The 18,314-nt window shown below is 49.2% G+C and carries 16 protein-coding genes; all 16 read left to right on the forward strand.

Annotation, left to right across the window (positions count from 1 at the left end; all coding sequences use genetic code 11):
• Positions 1-24: 24 nt before the first annotated feature.
• The 16 genes from NSU00_RS06380 to NSU00_RS06455 all read left to right on the forward strand — a co-directional run bounded on the left by NSU00_RS06380 (position 25) and on the right by NSU00_RS06455 (position 18,191).
• Entirely contained in the window at positions 25-1,695 is a 1,671-nt protein-coding gene (locus NSU00_RS06380; RefSeq protein WP_061566941.1) for a ribonuclease J, read from the forward strand.
• Positions 1,696-1,909: 214 nt separating this feature from the next.
• Entirely contained in the window at positions 1,910-2,647 is a 738-nt protein-coding gene (locus NSU00_RS06385) for a ClpP family protease (RefSeq protein ID WP_013859149.1), read from the forward strand.
• Positions 2,644-2,859, forward strand: a complete 216-nt coding sequence (locus tag NSU00_RS06390) for a YlzJ-like family protein (RefSeq protein ID WP_013859150.1) — start codon at positions 2,644-2,646, stop codon at positions 2,857-2,859. The genes NSU00_RS06385 and NSU00_RS06390 overlap by 4 nt, the downstream gene beginning before the upstream one ends.
• A 121-nt stretch (positions 2,860-2,980) precedes the next feature.
• On the forward strand, positions 2,981-5,332 hold the full coding sequence (locus NSU00_RS06395) for a DNA translocase FtsK (RefSeq protein ID WP_013859151.1): 2,352 nt from the start codon (positions 2,981-2,983) through the stop codon (positions 5,330-5,332).
• Positions 5,333-5,523: 191 nt separating this feature from the next.
• The gene (locus NSU00_RS06400; protein ID WP_029141547.1) at positions 5,524-6,588 is read left to right on the forward strand and encodes a BMP family lipoprotein; all 1,065 of its coding nucleotides are present in this window, start codon (positions 5,524-5,526) and stop codon (positions 6,586-6,588) included.
• A gap of 167 nt (positions 6,589-6,755) precedes the next feature.
• Positions 6,756-8,291 carry an ABC transporter ATP-binding protein gene (locus NSU00_RS06405; protein WP_340703549.1) on the forward strand — a complete coding sequence of 512 codons (1,536 nt, stop codon included), beginning with the start codon at positions 6,756-6,758 and terminating at the stop codon, positions 8,289-8,291.
• Positions 8,284-9,327, forward strand: coding sequence for an ABC transporter permease (locus NSU00_RS06410; protein WP_029141545.1), 1,044 nt, complete (start codon positions 8,284-8,286; stop codon positions 9,325-9,327). Before NSU00_RS06405 ends, NSU00_RS06410 begins: the two co-directional genes overlap by 8 nt.
• A 1-nt stretch (position 9,328) precedes the next feature.
• Positions 9,329-10,288, forward strand: a complete 960-nt coding sequence (locus tag NSU00_RS06415; RefSeq protein WP_029141544.1) for an ABC transporter permease — start codon at positions 9,329-9,331, stop codon at positions 10,286-10,288.
• Between the two features lie 184 nt (positions 10,289-10,472).
• A complete protein-coding gene (gene yfmF, locus NSU00_RS06420) occupies positions 10,473-11,747 on the forward strand; it encodes an EF-P 5-aminopentanol modification-associated protein YfmF (RefSeq protein ID WP_013859156.1) in 1,275 nt (424 codons plus the stop codon).
• A complete protein-coding gene (gene yfmH, locus NSU00_RS06425; protein ID WP_195850470.1) occupies positions 11,748-13,034 on the forward strand; it encodes an EF-P 5-aminopentanol modification-associated protein YfmH in 1,287 nt (428 codons plus the stop codon). It begins immediately after the preceding gene.
• 37 nt (positions 13,035-13,071) lie between these two features.
• On the forward strand, positions 13,072-13,794 hold the full coding sequence (ymfI, locus tag NSU00_RS06430) for an elongation factor P 5-aminopentanone reductase (RefSeq protein ID WP_026104883.1): 723 nt from the start codon (positions 13,072-13,074) through the stop codon (positions 13,792-13,794).
• Between the two features lie 196 nt (positions 13,795-13,990).
• A complete protein-coding gene (locus NSU00_RS06435) occupies positions 13,991-14,251 on the forward strand; it encodes a DUF3243 domain-containing protein (protein ID WP_013859159.1) in 261 nt (86 codons plus the stop codon).
• A 191-nt stretch (positions 14,252-14,442) separates the two neighbouring features.
• Positions 14,443-15,234 (forward strand): DUF3388 domain-containing protein, encoded by a 792-nt coding sequence (locus tag NSU00_RS06440; protein ID WP_017554614.1) that lies wholly within the window; start codon positions 14,443-14,445, stop codon positions 15,232-15,234.
• 16 nt (positions 15,235-15,250) lie between these two features.
• Positions 15,251-16,153, forward strand: a complete 903-nt coding sequence (locus NSU00_RS06445; RefSeq protein WP_258921651.1) for a helix-turn-helix domain-containing protein — start codon at positions 15,251-15,253, stop codon at positions 16,151-16,153.
• Between the two features lie 55 nt (positions 16,154-16,208).
• A complete protein-coding gene (gene pgsA / locus NSU00_RS06450) occupies positions 16,209-16,787 on the forward strand; it encodes a CDP-diacylglycerol--glycerol-3-phosphate 3-phosphatidyltransferase (RefSeq protein WP_019721121.1) in 579 nt (192 codons plus the stop codon).
• Positions 16,788-16,958: 171 nt separating this feature from the next.
• On the forward strand, positions 16,959-18,191 hold the full coding sequence (locus tag NSU00_RS06455; RefSeq protein ID WP_328196233.1) for a competence/damage-inducible protein A: 1,233 nt from the start codon (positions 16,959-16,961) through the stop codon (positions 18,189-18,191).
• Positions 18,192-18,314: the final 123 nt, after the last annotated feature.

An 18,314-nucleotide genomic window follows, 5' to 3' on the forward strand; every position in this document is an offset into this window, starting at 1 on the left:
AAACAACACAGGAGGAAAAGAATTTTGCGTAAGGAAAAAAACGAAACCATTAAGGTCATTCCTTTAGGAGGAATTGGTGAAATCGGAAAGAATATGTACGTGGTGGAAACCGGAGAAGACCTGTTTGTGCTTGATGCCGGGCTGATGCTGCCGGAAGACGAAATGCTCGGGATCGATATTGTCATCCCGGATTTTACTTATTTAATGGAAAACAGGCAGCGGATAAAGGGAATTTTCTTGACACACGGGCATGAGGACGCGATCGGCGCCCTGCCATATATCCTGATGAAACTCAACGTGCCGGTGTTTGCCACAAAGTTTACCATCGCGCTGGCGAAAGAAAAGTTGAAGGAACTAAAAGTGAAAAAGCATATCCGCTTTAAAGAAATTGATGCCGATACGGTTCTCCATTTTGATGCTGCAGATATTTACTTTTTCAAAACAACACACAGCATTCCCGACTCGGTCGGCATTTGCATTTCCACATCGGAAGGCAATATTGTGTATACCGGCGATTTTAAATTTGACCAGGAAATGGGCGGGCATTATCGTTCGGAAATCGGAAAAATGTCGAAAATCGGCGAAGAAGGCGTGCTCCTGTTACTATCCGACAGCACGGAAGCGGAACATCCGGGATATACGACCCATGAGTCTGTTGTGGCGGAAGAAATTACGGATGCTTTCTACGATGCAAAGGGCCGGATTATTATCGCGAGCTTTGCCTCGAACTTAATCAGAGTGCAGCAAGTGCTCGATGCGGCTTCTACTACCGGCCGCAAAGTTGCGTTTGTCGGAAATTATCTTGAAAAAGTATATAAAATTGCATTAAAATTGGGATACTTGCAGGCCCGGACAGATGACCTCATTATCCCGCTGCAGCAAATTTCAAAATACCGGGACGAAGAACTGGCGATTTTGACAACAGGGAGTCAGGGGGAACCGTTTCTCGTCCTTCAAAAAATGGCGAAAAAGAACCATAAGCAGGTCAATATTCAAAAAGGGGATACGGTCATCCTTGCCACAACGCCGTCTCCGGGGCTGGAACTGTTCATGGCGAAAACGATTGACATGCTTTACCGTGCAGGAGCCGATGTTTACGCGGGCAACCGGAAAATCCACGTGACCGGCCACGGCTGCCAGGAAGATTTAAAGCTGATGCTTGATTTAATGAGGCCAAAATACTTTGTCCCGATCCAGGGGGAATACAGGAGCCTGTATGCCCATGCAAAACTGGCGTACAAAACGGGGATGCCGAAAGAATCGGTCATCATCTCAAGCAACGGGGAAGTATTGGAATACAAGCACGGCAAATTCCAGGCGAGCGGCCGGGTTGCTTCCGGCAATATTCTCATTGACGGAATCGGCGTTGGCGATGTCGGCAATATTGTGTTGCGGGACCGCAAACTTTTAAGCCAGGACGGAATATTGGTTGTCGTCGTCACGCTTGATAAAAAGCATAAAAAACTGGCTGCCGGTCCTGAAATTATCTCGCGCGGGTTTGTCTATGTCCGCGAATCCGAAAAGTTGATCAGCCATTCATCCAACATCGTAAAAGAAGTGGTGGAACAGAACACGTCACAAGATGCTTTTGACTGGACGAGTATTAAACAGGGGATCCGCGACCATCTCAGCTCCTTTTTATATGAGCAGACGAAAAGGCGCCCGATGATCCTGCCAATTATTATGGAAGTTTGATGCCCATGCCGGACAGAGGGCGGGGCGGGGGTTCCCGCGTGCCCGCCCTCTTTGTGGCACAAGGCCCGCCTGGTGCACCATTAAAAATGCAAGGCAAAGCCCCGCTTCCGGTTCCGGAAACCGCGGGGCTTCCGTATGAAAACCCCTTCCGTGCAAATAATAAGGCGTAAAGGCGTTAAGCCCTTACATTACAGGCAAAAGGGGTTTTAGAAAAATGAGCGACCAGCAACCGAATAAAGAAGAACCGAAAGAAGGAAATGCGGCATCCGCGCTTGTAGAGAAAATCCAGCAGCTCGGCCAAACAAATGTGCCGCAGCTCGCGCAGGACTCCAATATCCACTGCCTGGCCATCGTCGGCCAGATTGAAGGGCATCTGCAGCTGCCGCCCCAAAATAAAACGACAAAGTATGAGCATATGATCCCCCAGCTTGTCGCGATTGAACAAAATCCGAAAATTGAAGGGGTGCTCGTCATTCTGAACACGGTCGGAGGGGATGTGGAAGCCGGGCTTGCCATTTCCGAAATGCTTGCATCCCTTTCCAAACCCACTGTTTCGATTGTGCTCGGCGGGGGGCATTCTATCGGCGTGCCGATCGCTGTATCCTGTTCGTATTCCTTTATTGCTGAAACCGCGACGATGACGATTCACCCGATCCGGCTCACAGGCCTTGTCATTGGCGTCCCGCAAACATTTGAATATCTGGATAAAATGCAGGAACGGGTGATCAAGTTTGTGACACGGCATTCGCATGTAGAAGAAGAGGTTTTTAAAGACTTAATGTTTGCGAAAGGGAATTTGACAAGGGATATCGGCACCAATATTGTTGGCCAGGAAGCCGTTGAGTACGGTTTGATTGATGAAGTGGGCGGGATTGGCAAAGCGCTTGGCAAATTAAACAGCCTCATTGAAAAATACCGGGATGAAAAAGGGAAAGAGGGGCTGATCCAATGATTCTCTACACGATGATGCCGCAGGAGCTGATTTTTCCTGAAGATGCAAACGCCTGGAATAAAATTGAAATGTTAAACGTAAAAGGCGTGCCGGTACTGGCGGAGCAGCTTGATGAAGGATACCGGATTACCCGTATTCTCAGCTCCAATCCTTTTGACTATCTGAACCCGGAGCTTGCACCCGGAAATGTGATCCGCCATTTCGGGCCGTAAACCACCCGGGCCGCAAATATGCTATAATATGTTAAAACAAGCAGCCACACAGGCTGCTTTCTTGCATCCCGTTCCGGCAGGCAAAGCTGAAAAATACGTTTTCACTATCGAAGGTGGTTATATGGCGAAAAAAAAGCGGCGCAGAAGAAAAAAAGCTGCTGAACAAATTAAGATAGATTTAAAGTTTGAGTTGCTCGGCATTATCCTGCTTACGCTCGGCATTTTTACCCTTTACCATATCGGCAAAACGGGCACAACCCTGATTCTGTTCTTCCGGTTTTTCTTCGGCCGGCTGTACTGGGTTGCGGTTGCCTCTCTGGTCGTGCTCAGCGTGTTTCTCATGATCAAACGGGCATGGCCTGCATTTTTCACTGTCCGCATGACCGGATTTTATCTTTTATTTGCGAGCGCCCTCCTTTACTGCCATGAGCGGCTTATCGGGTCATTGGCAAAAGCGCATGAACTGTCCGGCAACAGTGCGGTCGTCAATACGATCAGGATCTGGCATCAGGAGGAGCAGATCTGGTGGAAGCTTGTGCTCGGGGGGGATGTGCACGGCAATATTTTCAGCACGCAGATCGGCGGCGGCATGGCAGGTGCGGTTTTATATGCGGCTTCCCATTTTTTATTTGACTCGGCGGGTACGAAAATCATTTGCGTTTTACTCGCGCTCATCGCCCTGATGCTTTTAACGGGCAAGCCCGTAAGCCCGTATGTGGAAAAGGCACTGGAAGGGCTCTGGCTGTTTTTAAAAAAGCAATGGAACCAGATGAAAACAGAGTTTGGGGCATGGCGGGAAGCCAAAAAAGAAAAACAGGAAAAGAAACGGCAGAAAGCGCCGTTGCAGCCGCAATCCGCCTCCGCAGATGGGGAAGGCCATGACGGGGATGCCGGGCCGGCAAGCGGGGAAACGCCTCCCCCGATTATTTCCAGCTTTACGGAGCAATATGCCGGCGCGGCTCCGCAAGCGGAAGAGGCGCAGCCGGAAACGCCGGATACAGAAGCGGAAGAGGACCATACGCCTCCGATCCAGTTTACGGAATATGAAAATGAAGATTATCAATTGCCGCCCCTGACGCTGTTAAAAAGGCCGCGGGCAGCGGACCAGAGCAGCGAATATAAAGCGATCCATGCCAATGCGGCAAAACTTGAACGGACTTTCCAAAGCTTCGGGGTCAAGGCACGTGTGACACAGGTGCATTTAGGGCCTGCCGTTACAAAATACGAAGTGCACCCCGATGTCGGCGTGAAAGTCAGCAAGATTGTCAGTTTAAGTGACGACATTGCCCTTGCGCTGGCGGCGAAAGATATCCGGATGGAAGCGCCGATCCCGGGGAAATCAGCGATCGGCATCGAAGTCCCGAATAAGGAAATCGCGGTCGTATCGCTCAGGGAAGTGCTCGAAGGAAAGGAAAATAACCCGCAGGCAAAACTGCAGATCGGGCTTGGCCGGGATATTACAGGGCAGGCAGTGCTCGCGGAGCTGAATAAAATGCCTCACCTGCTTGTGGCCGGCGCAACGGGGAGCGGGAAAAGCGTGTGCATTAACGGCATCATTACGAGCATCTTAATGCGCGCCAAACCGCATGAAGTGAAAATGATGATGATTGACCCGAAAATGGTCGAATTGAATGTTTATAACGGTGTCCCGCATTTGCTTGCGCCGGTTGTGACCAATCCGAAAAAAGCTTCCCAGGCGCTGAAAAAAGTCGTGAATGAGATGGAACGGAGGTATGAGCTTTTTTCCCATACCGGCACGCGCAATATCGAAGGATACAACGACCATATTAAAAAAAGCAATATCGAAACAGGGGACAAGCAGCCGCTTTTGCCTTATATCGTTGTCATTATTGATGAGCTTGCCGATTTAATGATGGTGGCAAGCGGCGATGTGGAAGATTCCATTACGCGGCTGTCGCAAATGGCGCGGGCGGCAGGCATTCATCTGATCATTGCCACGCAGCGGCCGTCCGTTGATGTCATTACCGGTGTCATTAAAGCCAACATCCCGTCAAGAATCGCTTTTGCCGTATCTTCGGCGACTGACTCGAGAACGATTTTGGATACGGGCGGCGCGGAAAAACTGCTTGGCCGGGGGGACATGCTGTTTTTGCCGGTCGGGGCTTCCAAACCGGTCCGCGTCCAGGGCGCTTATCTTTCCGATGAAGAAGTGGAAGAAGTCGTTGATTTCGTCATTTCCCAGCAAAAAGCCCAGTACCAGGAAGAGATGATTCCGGAAGAGCCCCAGGACCAGCCGGATTTCGACGACGAATTATATGATGAAGCAGTTCTCTTAATCTCGGAAATGCAGACTGCTTCCGTCTCCATGTTGCAGCGCCGTTTCCGGATTGGCTATACAAGGGCGGCGCGGCTAATTGATGCAATGGAAGCAAGAGGGGTTGTCGGGCCGTATGAAGGCAGCAAGCCGCGTGCGGTTTTGATCCCGAAACCGTCTGAAGAACAGAGCTCGTAGTACGCCCCGCAAGCTTGCGCGCACCGCAGCGGCCGCAAAACGCCGCGATGCGCAGTTTTTACTATTTTCGACAAAAATATAAATTTATGTTTCTTTCGCAATTAAAAAATGATATATTTATGACGGTAAGCTGGATTCGGTTTCTTTTGAAAAGCCGTTATCCAAAAATAACTTTCCCGGGGGGAACAAAAGTGAAAAAGCGTAAATTTGGTTTGGCTCTTGCCGCTGTCCTGGCAGCAGGGACGCTTCTCGGCGCATGCGGCACAAAGAGCGACAATTCCGGCAGCAAAGGTAAGGACAAGTTTACCGTTGCACTCGTAACCGATACGGGCGGAATTGACGATCGTTCTTTTAACCAGTCGGCATGGGAAGGCTTGCAGCAGTTCGGGAAGGACAATCACTTGTCAAAAGGCAAAGACGGCTTTGACTATCTGCAATCCAAATCGGATGCAGATTACACAACGAATCTGAACACGGCCGTCCGGAAACAGTTTGACCTCGTTTACGGTGTCGGCTACAAGCTGAAGCCGGCCATTGAAAAAATTGCGGATCAGCGTAAAAATACCAATTTCGCAATCATTGACGATGTCATTACCGGAAAGAAAAATGTGGCGAGCATTACGTTTAAAGAACAAGAAGGTTCCTTCCTTGTCGGGGTCGTGGCAGGTATGGCGACAAAAACCAATAAAATCGGATTTATCGGCGGGACAGACAGCGATTTGATCAATAAATTCGCAGCCGGGTTCCGTGCGGGCGTCAAAGCTGCTAATCCGAAAGCAAATGTGCAAATCCAGTATGTCGGCTCGTTTGATGATGCAAGCAAAGGGCAGTCGATGGCTTCAGCAATGTATAAATCCGGCATCGACGTGATTTACCATGCAGCCGGCGGCAGCGGGAAAGGCGTCTTTACAGAAGCGAAAAATATTAAACAGAATGATCCAAACAAAAACGTCTGGGTCATCGGTGTGGACCGCGACCAGGCAGATGAAGGAAAGGTAACGGTTAAAGGAAAGGAATACAATGTAACACTGACTTCAATGGTCAAACGGGTTGATAAGGCAGTCATCGATTTATCGACCAAAGCGAAAGACGGCAAATTTCCGGGCGGGAAAAACATTGTTTACGGCTTGAAAGAAGATGCCATCGGGATTGCGCCGACACAGGACAATTTAACGCCTGAAATGAAATCGGCCGTGAAAGACTGGAAACAAAAGATCATAAACGGGAAAGTGAACATTCCGTCAAAATTAAAATAATCGATCCATCTCACGGGACTGGTTTTTGCCGGTCCCGTGTTAAAAATGTTTAAAAAATGAAACAATTTTAGCCATCCACAAAGGCAGGGCGGATTCCCCGAAGCTGCCGTCTGAAGACGCCATGACGATTGCTTTCTTTAGACCCCAATGGTAAGGAGTGATAAAGGGTGGATTACGTAATTGAAATGCTCCATATTCGCAAAGAATTTCCGGGAATTGTTGCGAACGATGACATCACCCTGCAGGTAAAAAAAGGAGAAATCCACGCGCTGCTTGGAGAAAACGGCGCCGGAAAGTCGACGTTAATGAATGTACTTTTCGGGCTGTATCAGCCGGAAAAGGGAGAAATCCGTGTAAACGGCCAGAAAGTGAACATTACAGATCCGAATGTGGCAAATGATCTCGGCATCGGCATGGTTCATCAGCATTTTATGCTCATTGATAAGTTTACGGTGACTGAAAATATTATACTCGGCAAGGAACCGAAAAAATCCGTTACCATCGATGTCAAAAAAGCGGAACAGCAAGTCCGGGAAATTTCCGACCGTTACGGGCTGGATGTGGATCCGCAAGCGAAAATTTCAGATATTTCCGTCGGCATGCAGCAGCGGGTGGAAATTTTAAAAACGCTGTACCGGGGCGCAGAAATCCTTATTTTTGACGAACCGACGGCCGTGCTTACGCCGCAGGAGATCCATGAACTGATCGGCATTATGAAGACGCTAATCCGGGAAGGAAAATCCATCATTTTAATTACCCACAAATTGAAAGAAATTATGGAAGTATGCGACCGGGTCACCGTCATCCGCAAAGGGAAGGGCATCGGGACGCTTAATGTCCAAGATACAAACCCGCAGGAACTCGCCCATTTAATGGTCGGGCGGGATGTTCTTTTCAAGACGGAAAAAACGGAGGGCCACCCGGGGCAAAATGTGCTTGAAATCGAGCAACTGCATGTGAAAGATTCACGCGGGGTGGAAGCGGTCAGAGGGCTGGATTTAACCGTCAGAGCCGGTGAAATTGTCGGCATTGCCGGTGTGGACGGTAATGGGCAGTCAGAGCTGATTGAAGCGATTACAGGGCTCAGAAAAGCGGACAGCGGCACAGTCCGCCTGAACGGCAAAAACATTACGAACTTAAGGACGCGCAAAGTAACGGAAGCGGGCGTCGCCCATATTCCCGAGGACAGGCATAAATACGGGCTTGTACTCGATTATACGATCGGGGAAAACATGGTGCTGCAAACGTATTACAAAAAGCCGATGTCCCGTAACGGCATCTTAAATTACAAAGAAATTTATAAAAAGGCAAAATCGATCATTGCAGAATTCGATGTGCGCACCCCGAGCGAATTTACAAAAGCGCGGGCGCTCTCAGGGGGAAACCAGCAGAAAGCGATCATCGGGCGTGAAGTGGACCGCGATCCGGATCTTTTGATTGCGGCACAGCCGACCCGCGGGCTTGATGTCGGGGCAATTGAGTTTATCCACAGGCGGCTGATTGAACAGCGGGACCACGGAAAGGCTGTCCTGCTTGTATCGTTTGAACTGGATGAAATTATGAACTTAAGTGACCGGATTGCCGTCATCTATGAAGGGGCCATCATTGATATTGTCGATCCGAAGCAGACGACAGAACAGGAGCTTGGGCTCTTGATGGCCGGTTCCAAAAAAGAAAGGGAAGGTGAACAAACCAATGTCTAACCGAACATTGAACCTTCTGATCCCTGTCGTGTCTGTCATTCTCGGCCTTTTGGCAGGCGCATTGATTATGCTTGTCAGCGGCTATAACCCGGTGAATGGATATATTGCACTCTGGAACGGCGCTTTCGGCCAGGTTTTTTACGTCGGCGAAACGCTGCGGCTTGCAACGCCCTATATTTTTACGGGGCTTGCGATTGCATTTGCATTCCGGACCGGGTTGTTTAATATCGGGGCTGAAGGCCAGCTGATCGTCGGATGGATTGCGGCTGTCTGGGTCGGCGTTGCTTTTGATCTGCCAAAAGTAATCCACTTGCCGCTCGCAATACTTGCCGCCTGCTGCGCCGGGGCATTTTGGGGATTCATTCCCGGCCTTTTGAAAGCGCGGCTCAGGGTGCACGAAGTCATTGTGACCATTATGATGAATTATATTGCGCTGCACACATCCAACTATTTAATCCGGAATGTGCTTTCAAAGCAGCAGGATACGACACCGCATATTCATCATTCGGCATCCCTTTCGTCTCCTTTTTTTCAGAAGATTACCGACTTTTCCACCTTGCACAATGGCATTTACCTTGCTTTGGTTGCTGTTGTGGTGATGTGGTTTATCATTGAAAAGACCACGCTCGGCTTTGAACTGAAATCGGTCGGGTTTAACCAGAGCGCATCCGAATACGCCGGCATGAGTGTGAATCGCAGCATTATCCTTTCCATGGTCATCTCCGGCGCTTTTGCCGGGCTCGGCGGCGCAATGGAGGGGCTCGGGAATTACGGCTTTGCCTTTTTGCAATCTTCTTTCTCCGGCATCGGGTTTGACGGCATTGCGGTGGCACTGCTCGGCGGGAATACGGCGCCCGGCGTTTTGATCGCAGCTGTTTTATTCGGTGCTTTAAAAGTCGGCTCGCTGAACATGCCGGTCGATGCCAATGTGCCGAATGAGCTGGTCAACATTGTCATTGCTTTGATTATTCTTTTTGTCGCATCCGGCTATATCATCAAATGGTCTCTGGCCCGTTTGAAAAGGGAGGCGAAATAAAATGCATTTTATGACCGCTTTGGAAATCATGATTTCGGCATCTTTACTATCTGCAGCGCCACTTATTTTTACTGCTTTGGGAGGCGTTTTCTCCGAACGTTCCGGCGTGGTGAACATCGGCCTTGAAGGGCTAATGATCATGGGGGCTTTTATATCGATTGTCTTTAACTTAACGTTTTCGCATGCCCTAGGCGCCTGGACGCCGTGGATCGCGGTGCTGGTGGCGATGCTTGTCGGCGGATTATTTGCCCTGATCCATGCGGCTGCATCCATTTCTTTCCGCGCCGACCAGACAGTCAGCGGCGTCGCGATCAACTTTCTTGCGCTCGGCGTCGCCATGTTTCTCATCAAAAACATTTACGGAAAAGGCCAGACCAATACGATCAGCGAATATTTCCAACAGGTGGATGTTCCCGGCCTCAGCCATATTCCCGGGATCGGCAAACTGTTTTTCCAGGGGATCACATACCCTTCATACATCGCCATCCTGATTGCGATTCTCGTCTGGTTTATCCTTTATAAAACGCCGTTCGGCCTGCGCCTCCGCTCGGTCGGGGAACATCCGATGGCGGCCGATACGATGGGCATCAATGTTGTAAAAATGCGTTACTTTGCCGTCTTTTTATCCGGTGTATTCGGCGGGATCGGCGGGGCCGTGTACGCGCAGTCGATCACCCTGAATTTCAGTTCCTCGACGATTTCAGGGCAAGGGTATATGGCGCTCGCTGCGATGATTTTCGGCAAATGGAATCCGCTTGGCGCGATGGGGGCCGCTTTATTTTTCGGATTTGCGCAGAGCCTCAGCATCGTCGGCAACAGCATTCCGTATTTGAAAGAAATTCCGAACGTTTATTTGCTCATTGCGCCGTATGTCCTGACCATTCTGGCACTTGCCGGGTTCATCGGGCGTGCGGAAGCCCCGAAAGCGGACGGTGTCCCTTATATCAAGGGTGAACGCTAATTTATTCCATCCGGCATCAGGCTGCTTTCCCCGTCTGGTGCCGGTTCTTTTTATGTGCCGTAAAACTTGCCGGGACACCTGTCTCCCCTGTATAGTAAAATTAATGCATTTACAGGTTAAACAACCCCGCAGTCAGGCATACTTTTACTATTGGCACGAAGCTCGTTGAAAAAGGAGGATCCATATGGCCATTTCAAAAGAGACGGTTCGCAAAATGAAAGGGTACACACTACATACCATCAAAACGGACAAATACAAAACGAATACGCTTGTATGGAAAATGAAAGCGCCACTTGAAAAAGACACGGTTACGCTGCGGGCTCTGCTCCCGAATGTTCTTCAAAGCAGCACGGGGCGATTGAAGACGACCGCAAAATTAAGGGCGTATCTCGATGATTTGTACGGCGCTCATTTTTATGTCGATACGGCCAAAAAAGGGGAATACCATATTCTGACCTTTACGATTGAAATTGCGAACGAAAAATTTTTGCAGGATGCAGAACCGCTGCTCCAGCGGGGAGTTGAATTTTTGGCGGAAGTTTTGCTGAACCCGCATGCAGACGGCGGGCAGTTTGACAGCCAAACGGTGGAGAAGGAAAAACGGGTGCTGAAACAGCGGATCCAGTCTGTATACGATGATAAAATGCGGTATGCAAGCATGCGGCTGATTGAAGAAATGTGCAAAGAAGAGCCGTACGCACTGCAGGCAAACGGCGTTCTTGATGATGTGGACGCCATCACGCCCGCTTCGCTTTATCAATATTATCAAAAAGCGATCCGGGAAGATGAACTGGACTTGTTTGTGACGGGCGATGTCGATGAAGACCGGCTTGCGGCCATTTGCGAATGCCTGCGTTTTCCGGACCGCGAGCCGAAACGGGCTGCCTCAAGAACGCTCCAAAAGGTCTCCGGCGTCAAAAAAATCAAGGAATCCCAGGATATCCGCCAGGGCAAGCTCAATATCGGCTACCGCACCAATATTACGTTCGGAGACAGCGATTATTTTCCGCTTCAGATGTTTAACGGCATTTTCGGCGGTTTTTCCCACTCCAAGCTTTTCCTGAATGTACGGGAGAAAGAAAGCCTTTGCTATTATGTCGCGAGCCAGATCGAGAGCCATAAAGGGCTGATGATGGTGATGAGCGGCATCGAATCCGCGAATTTTGACAAGGCCGTCTCCATTATTGAAAAACAGCTGGAAGCAATGAAAAACGGCGATTTCAGCGAACAGGAAATCGGGCAAACGAAAGCCGTTATCCGCAACCAGCTGCTTGAGTCAACGGATACATCCCGCGGCCTCGTTGAAATTTTGTACCATAACGTCATTGCCGGCACCGAAACCGGCGTGGAAGATTGGATAAGGGAAATCAAGGCAGTCGAAAAAGGGGAAATTGTGAAAGTGGCCGCAAAAATTGAACCCGATACGATCTACTTCTTGTCCGGAATGGAGGGGAAATAAATGGAAACCCAACAATTCAGTCAGCTTGGCGAAACGCTTTACGGTGAAACACTTGATAACGGATTAAAAGTATATGTGCTCCCGAAGCGCGGGTTTAACAAAACATTTGTTACGTTTACGACAAAATACGGTTCAGTTGACAACACGTTTGTCCCGCTTGGGAAAAGCGATTTTGTGCGGGTCCCGGATGGCATTGCCCATTTTCTTGAACATAAAATGTTTGAAAAAGAAGACGGGGATGTGTTTCAGCAATTCAGCCGGCAGGGCGCATCGGCCAATGCTTTCACGAGTTTTAACCGGACGGCCTACCTGTTTTCAAGCACCGATCAGGTGATGAAAAACCTGGAAACGCTGGTGGATATGGTGCAAACGCCGTATTTTACCGCACAGACGGTTGAAAAAGAAAAGGGGATTATCGGCCAGGAAATCATGATGTACAATGACAACCCGGACTGGCGGCTGTATTACGGCCTGATTGAAAATTTATATGCAAACCACCCGGTAAAAATTGACATTGCCGGCACGGTTGACTCGATCGCAAAAATCACCGCAGCGCAATTATACGAGTGTTACCATACATTTTATCATCCGAGCAATATGCTGCTGTTTGCCGTCGGAAATGTATCGCCGGATGAGGTGCTTTCTTTTATGAGAGAAAACCAGGCGAAGAAAAAGTACGAAAAAGCACCGGAGATTAAAAGGCGTTTTCCGGAAGAACCGGCACAGGCGGCCGAAAAAGAGCAAAAATTGCATATGAATGTGCAGATACCAAAATGCCTTGTTGGCGTAAAGGCGCTTCATACGAGCCAGCGCGGCGCTGAAATGCAAAAGAACGAACTGGTGGTCAATCTTCTCCTTGACATGCTGTTCGGCCGCAGTTCAGATGCGTACAATGCGTTGTACAATGACGGCCTGATCGACACCAGTTTTTCTTTTGACTATTCCCAGGAGCAGGGATTCGGATTTGCGATGGCCGGAGGGGATACGAAAGATCCGGATCTTTTGGCAAAGCGGCTGAAAGAGGTGATGGTTGGGGCAAAAGAAGGAAAAGGGTTGGCAGAAGAAGCGCTTGAACGGACGAAAAAGAAAAAGATCGGGGGATTTCTGCGCCAGCTGAATTCACCTGAATTTATCGCCAACCAGTTTACAAGATACGCGTTTAATGATATGAATTTATTTGACGTCGTCCCTGTGCTTGAACAAATCCGGTTCAGCGATGTGCTGGAAACGGCGGAAGCTTTTTTTGATGAAGAACGGTTTACCGTTTGCCAGGTTTTACCGAAATAACCCGGGGTAGCCCCGGGTTTTTAAATGGGGGAGAAAATTGAAAAAGTTTGCGTTGATTACGGGTGCGAGCGGCGGAATCGGAAAGGCCACAGCTGAAATGCTGGCAAAAGAAGGATGGAATCTGTATTTGCATTACCACCAAAATGAAGCGGCGATCAAAGAACTGCTTTCCATCTGCCGGCAATTCGGGGCAGAAGCGATCCCGATCCGCGCCGACCTCACAACAGACGGCACCGTGAAAACGATAGCAGAAAATGTTTTTCATCTCGATGCGATCATCCATGCGGCCGGCATTTCCCACTACGGGCTACTTTCGGATATCGATGACGAAGCCATTGACAAGCTTTACCGGATTCATGTAAAGGCGCCGCTTCTGATTATCAGGCAGCTGTTGCCCAAATTGCGGCAAAATGAGGTTTCGCACATTGTGCTTGTCAGTTCAATCTGGGGGCAGGCAGGCGCGGCGTGCGAGGCCGTATATTCGGCGATGAAAGGCGCACAGATCGCATTTGTAAAAGCGCTCGCCAAAGAAACGGCAAGAAGCGGCGTACGCGTGAATGCAGTCGCACCCGGGGCGGTTGGCACCAACATGCTTGCCAGGTTTGCGCCGGAAGAAATTTCAGATCTCGAAGCGGACATCCCGCTTGGCCGGCTTGCCAAACCGGAAGAAATTGCCGGCGCAGTTTCTTTCCTGCTCTCGGGAAAAAGCATTTACATCACCGGCCAGACGATTGGCGTCAACGGGGGCTGGTATATGTAGCCCCGCCCGGCAAAAGATGCAAAGGAATCCGCATTGTTTTTTCACGCGGGTTAACCAAAAAACGGGCAAATTTGCCAACCGCAGCACCGTTCCGCCCGGCCGGTGCCTTGAAAGAAGCACGGGTTCCATTTTCCATGCATAGCCTTCCAAGCCAGGTCACAAACTAAGGTTGAACAACTTGATAGTAGGCTGTGACATGAACGTATTTGAAAACTGGGACCAGTGGAAAAACTTTTTGGGGGACCGCCTCAACCAGGCAAAGCAACAGGGGATGCCCCAGGAAACGATTAACAAACTTGCTGAGCAGGTCGGCGATTATTTGGCCGCACAAGTAGATCCGAAAAATGAACAGGAACGCGTTCTTGCCGATTTATGGTCAGTGGCATCGCAGGAAGAGCAGCAAGCCATTGCCAATGTAATGGTAAAACTCGTTCAAAATAACGGTACCCAGTCATAAAGAAATACCGGCGCATCACAATAACAATTGGCGGCTTTTTAAAAGCCGGCTGTTTGGTGATGCCGCCGGTTTTTTTCATGTCCCGACAAAATTCACGATTTTTAGAGCTTTCACTTCCTTATTGCTGAAAAATCATATATCATATAACCTAGATATGTTCGTTGGGATCCGGATTTCGGGAGGGGTTTTGAGTGGATGACAGGAAAGAGTGGTACTTGGAATATGAAATCACGATCAACCGGCCGGGGCTTTTGGGTGATGTTTCCTCCCTCTTGGGCATGTTAGCGATCAATATCAGAAGCATTAACGGCGTTGACCATAAAAAACGGGGCTTGCTGCTGCTTGTCAAAAATGAAGAACAGATCGGCCGGCTCGAATCGATATTGCAAACAGTGGAAACGATAAAAGTAACGAAAATCAGGGAATCCAAGCTCAGGGACAGACTTGCGGTCCGGCACGGAAGGTATATCCAGCGCGATCATGACGACCGGAAAACATTCCGCTTTGTGCGCGATGATCTCGGGATTCTGGTCGATTTTATGGCCGAGCATTTTAAACAGGAAGGCCATAAGCTGATTGGCATTCGCGGGATGCCGCGCGTCGGAAAAACAGAGTCAATTGTGGCGGCAAGCGTGTGTGCCAATAAAAAGTGGATTTTTCTTTCCTCCACGATGATCAAACAGACGGTGAGAAGCAGCCTGATTGAGGATGAATATAATCCAAACAATATTTTTATCCTGGATGGCATCGTATCCGCTGAGAGGGGAAACGAACGGCACTGGCAGATGATCCGTGAAATCATGCGGCTCCCGGCTGTAAAAGTGGTGGAACACCCGGATATTTTCGTGCAGCGTTCGGAATATACGCTCGATGATTTTGATTACATTATTGAGTTGAGAGAAGACCCGTCACAGGAAATTACATACGACTTGCTCCAGCAAAACCGGATGTTTCAAGGCGGATTTGGAGGATTTGATTACTAGATTGGCAGGTGTTACCATGACGGAATTAGGGAATCGTTTAAAAGAAGCGAGGAAAGAAAAGGGCATCAGCCTGGATGATTTGCAGGAGATGACCAAGATCCAAAAAAGATATTTGAAAAACATTGAAGAAGGAAATTATGATTCAATGCCTGGAAAATTTTACGTCCGGGCATTTATTAAGCAGTATGCCGAGGCAGTCGGGCTTGACCCGGAAACTTTATTTGAAGAGTATGAAAGTGACATCCCCCGTACGGAACAGGAAGAATTTCCCGAGCAACTTTCGCGGGTGCAGACGGCCAAAAGGGCTGCACCGGATACCGTCAAGATGATGAACGTGCTGCCGAGGATCCTTGTCGTCGCCGCCATCATCGCGATTTTATTCTTGCTTTGGTTTATTGTGTATAAGTTTGCCGGCCATAACACGAAGGAAAAATTAAACAGCGGGGCTTCGGGCAATGTAAGCGTGCAAAAAGAAAGCATAAAATCGGCTGAAAAGGTATCATCCGGCAAAAACACCGGCAGCTCTTCCGAAAAAAATGCGGCGAAAACGCCAAAAAAACCGGCATCGGAAACGAAGAAAACAGCCCAAAAACTGGAAACCGTGTCTTCAAGCGGGTACACGACCACCTATAAACTGGCCGGCACCAGCCAGTTCAAACTTGAACTGAAAGCAAACGGCGGCCGATCATGGGTACAGGTGAAAAACAGCGACGGTTCAACCAACTTTCAACAATTGCTGAATGATGGGGACAGCCGGACAGCGGATCTGTCAAAACAAAAACAAGTCACGATTACGGTCGGAAACACCGTCAATACGGAAGTGTATATCAATGGCAAAAAACTAAAATACCATATTCCGGCATCCAAAGAAGTACGCCAGGATATGATCATCCAGTTTAACGGGCCACAAACGGAATAAGCCTTGTTTAAGGCTTTTTCTTTGGAAAATATATGGACAGTTGGAGGAAAATCCAGTGAATTTGCCGAATAAAATTACTGTATCACGCGTATGTTTAATCCCTGTTTTTTTACTCATCATGGCGGTGCCGTTCGATTGGGGCACCTTTGAATGGCTGGGAGCCGAAATTCCGGTCACCCATTTTGCCGGTGCGGTGATTTTTGCAGTTGCATCCATGACAGACTGGATCGACGGCCATTATGCCCGCAAATACAATCTCGTTACCAACTTCGGGAAATTCCTCGATCCGCTTGCGGACAAACTGCTTGTTTCAACGGCGTTTATTTTGCTCGTCGGGCTCAAGCTGGCGCCGGCATGGATTGTTGTCGTGATCATTGCCCGCGAGTTTGCCGTGACGGGTTTGCGGCTAATTTTGGCAGAGGGCGGGGAAGTTGCAGCAGCCAATATGCTTGGAAAAATCAAAACATGGACGCAAATCATTGCCATCCTTTTATTGCTGTTGCATAACTTCCCGTTTTCGGCACTCTCATTCCGCATGGATCTGGTCGCCTTGTGGGTGGCGCTCATCTTTACCATCTGGTCAGGCGCTGATTATTTCTATTTAAACCGGGGCGTATTTGCCCGCTCGAAATAACCAAGCAGTGAGAGCCTCTCACTGCTTTTTTGCCCGCCGGCGCTGATGCTAACCCGGCACGGGCCGCAGGATTTCCGGGAAAAGGCGGCATTGCGGGGCGAATTTCCGGTCTCCTGGATTGGTGCCGCCATGTGTTCGTTTTTTGCTTTAAAAGAAAGGGAGGAATGGAAAGTGAATGCCGAAATAATTGCAGTCGGTTCGGAACTTTTGCTTGGCCAGATCACCAATACAAACGCCACATTTATTGCCGCGCAATTGGCGGAAATCGGCGTGGATGTGTACTATCAGACCGTTGTCGGCGATAACGCAGAGCGGCTCGAAGCGGCAATCCGTACAGCGGAGGGCCGCGCCGATTTATTGATTTTTACTGGCGGGCTCGGTCCGACAAAGGATGATTTAACAAAAGAAACGATTGCATCGCATATCGGAAAAAAACTGGTCACAGACGAAGATGCCATGCGTTCCATCGAACAGTTTTTTATCCGTACAAAACGAAAAATGACGGAAAACAACAAAAAGCAGGCGCTTGTCATTGAAGGCTCGAAAGTGTTTCCGAATGACCACGGCATGGCGCCGGGCATGCTGGCCAAAAGCCGAAACCACTATTACATGCTGCTCCCCGGCCCGCCGCATGAACTGGAACCGATGTTTATCCATTATGCCAGTCCCGCGATCCAGGATGAACTGGAAACGATCGAAAAAATCGAATCGCGCGTTCTCCGTTTCTTCGGGATCGGCGAATCCCAACTGGAAACAGAAATCCGCCAAATATTGGAAACCCAGAGCAATCCGACTGTTGCTCCGCTTGCGAAAGAAGGGGAAGTGACACTCAGGATTACGGCGAAACACCAGTCGGTGGCAACGGCGAACCAAATGATCGATCAAGTGGAAAAAGAGATTTTGCAAATTGCCGGATCGTATTTTTACGGTTATAACGATACGACGTTAATGGAGGCCCTGCTTGAAAAACTTTCAGAAAAACAGCTGACGCTGGCCTGCGCGGAAAGCCTGACTGCCGGCAAATTTGCAGCGGAAATGGCGTCCATCCAGGGTGTCAGCACGATGCTGAAAGGCGGCGTTGTTGTCTATTCGAACGAAGCGAAGATGAAGCTTGCCAAAGTGAAAAAAGAAACACTTGACAAGTACGGCGCCGTCAGCAGCCAGTGTGCAAAAGAACTGGCGGAAAATATCCGCAGCATCATGGATGCCGACATTGGCATCAGTTTTACAGGTGTGGCCGGCCCGGACCCCCTTGAAGGCCATCCGCCGGGAACCGTGTGGATTGGCATTGCCATAAAAGGGAAAGAAACGGCCGCCTATCTGTTGGAACTTTCCGGATCCCGGAACAACGTCCGCACGAGATCGGTGAAATACGGCTGCTGGCATTTGCTGAAACTGCTTTAGTCCGAAAGCCGCTTCTGCTCATTGCAAATGGCGGAAGCGGCCTTTTTACGAAAAAATTTGTTTGCCAAAAATTCAATTTTCGGCTCTTTTTGCCGGGGAAATTTCCATTTTTGCAGGGGAAAA

The organism is Weizmannia sp. FSL W8-0401, from assembly GCF_038009125.1.
Taxonomy (GTDB): domain Bacteria; phylum Bacillota; class Bacilli; order Bacillales; family Bacillaceae_C; genus Weizmannia; species Weizmannia coagulans.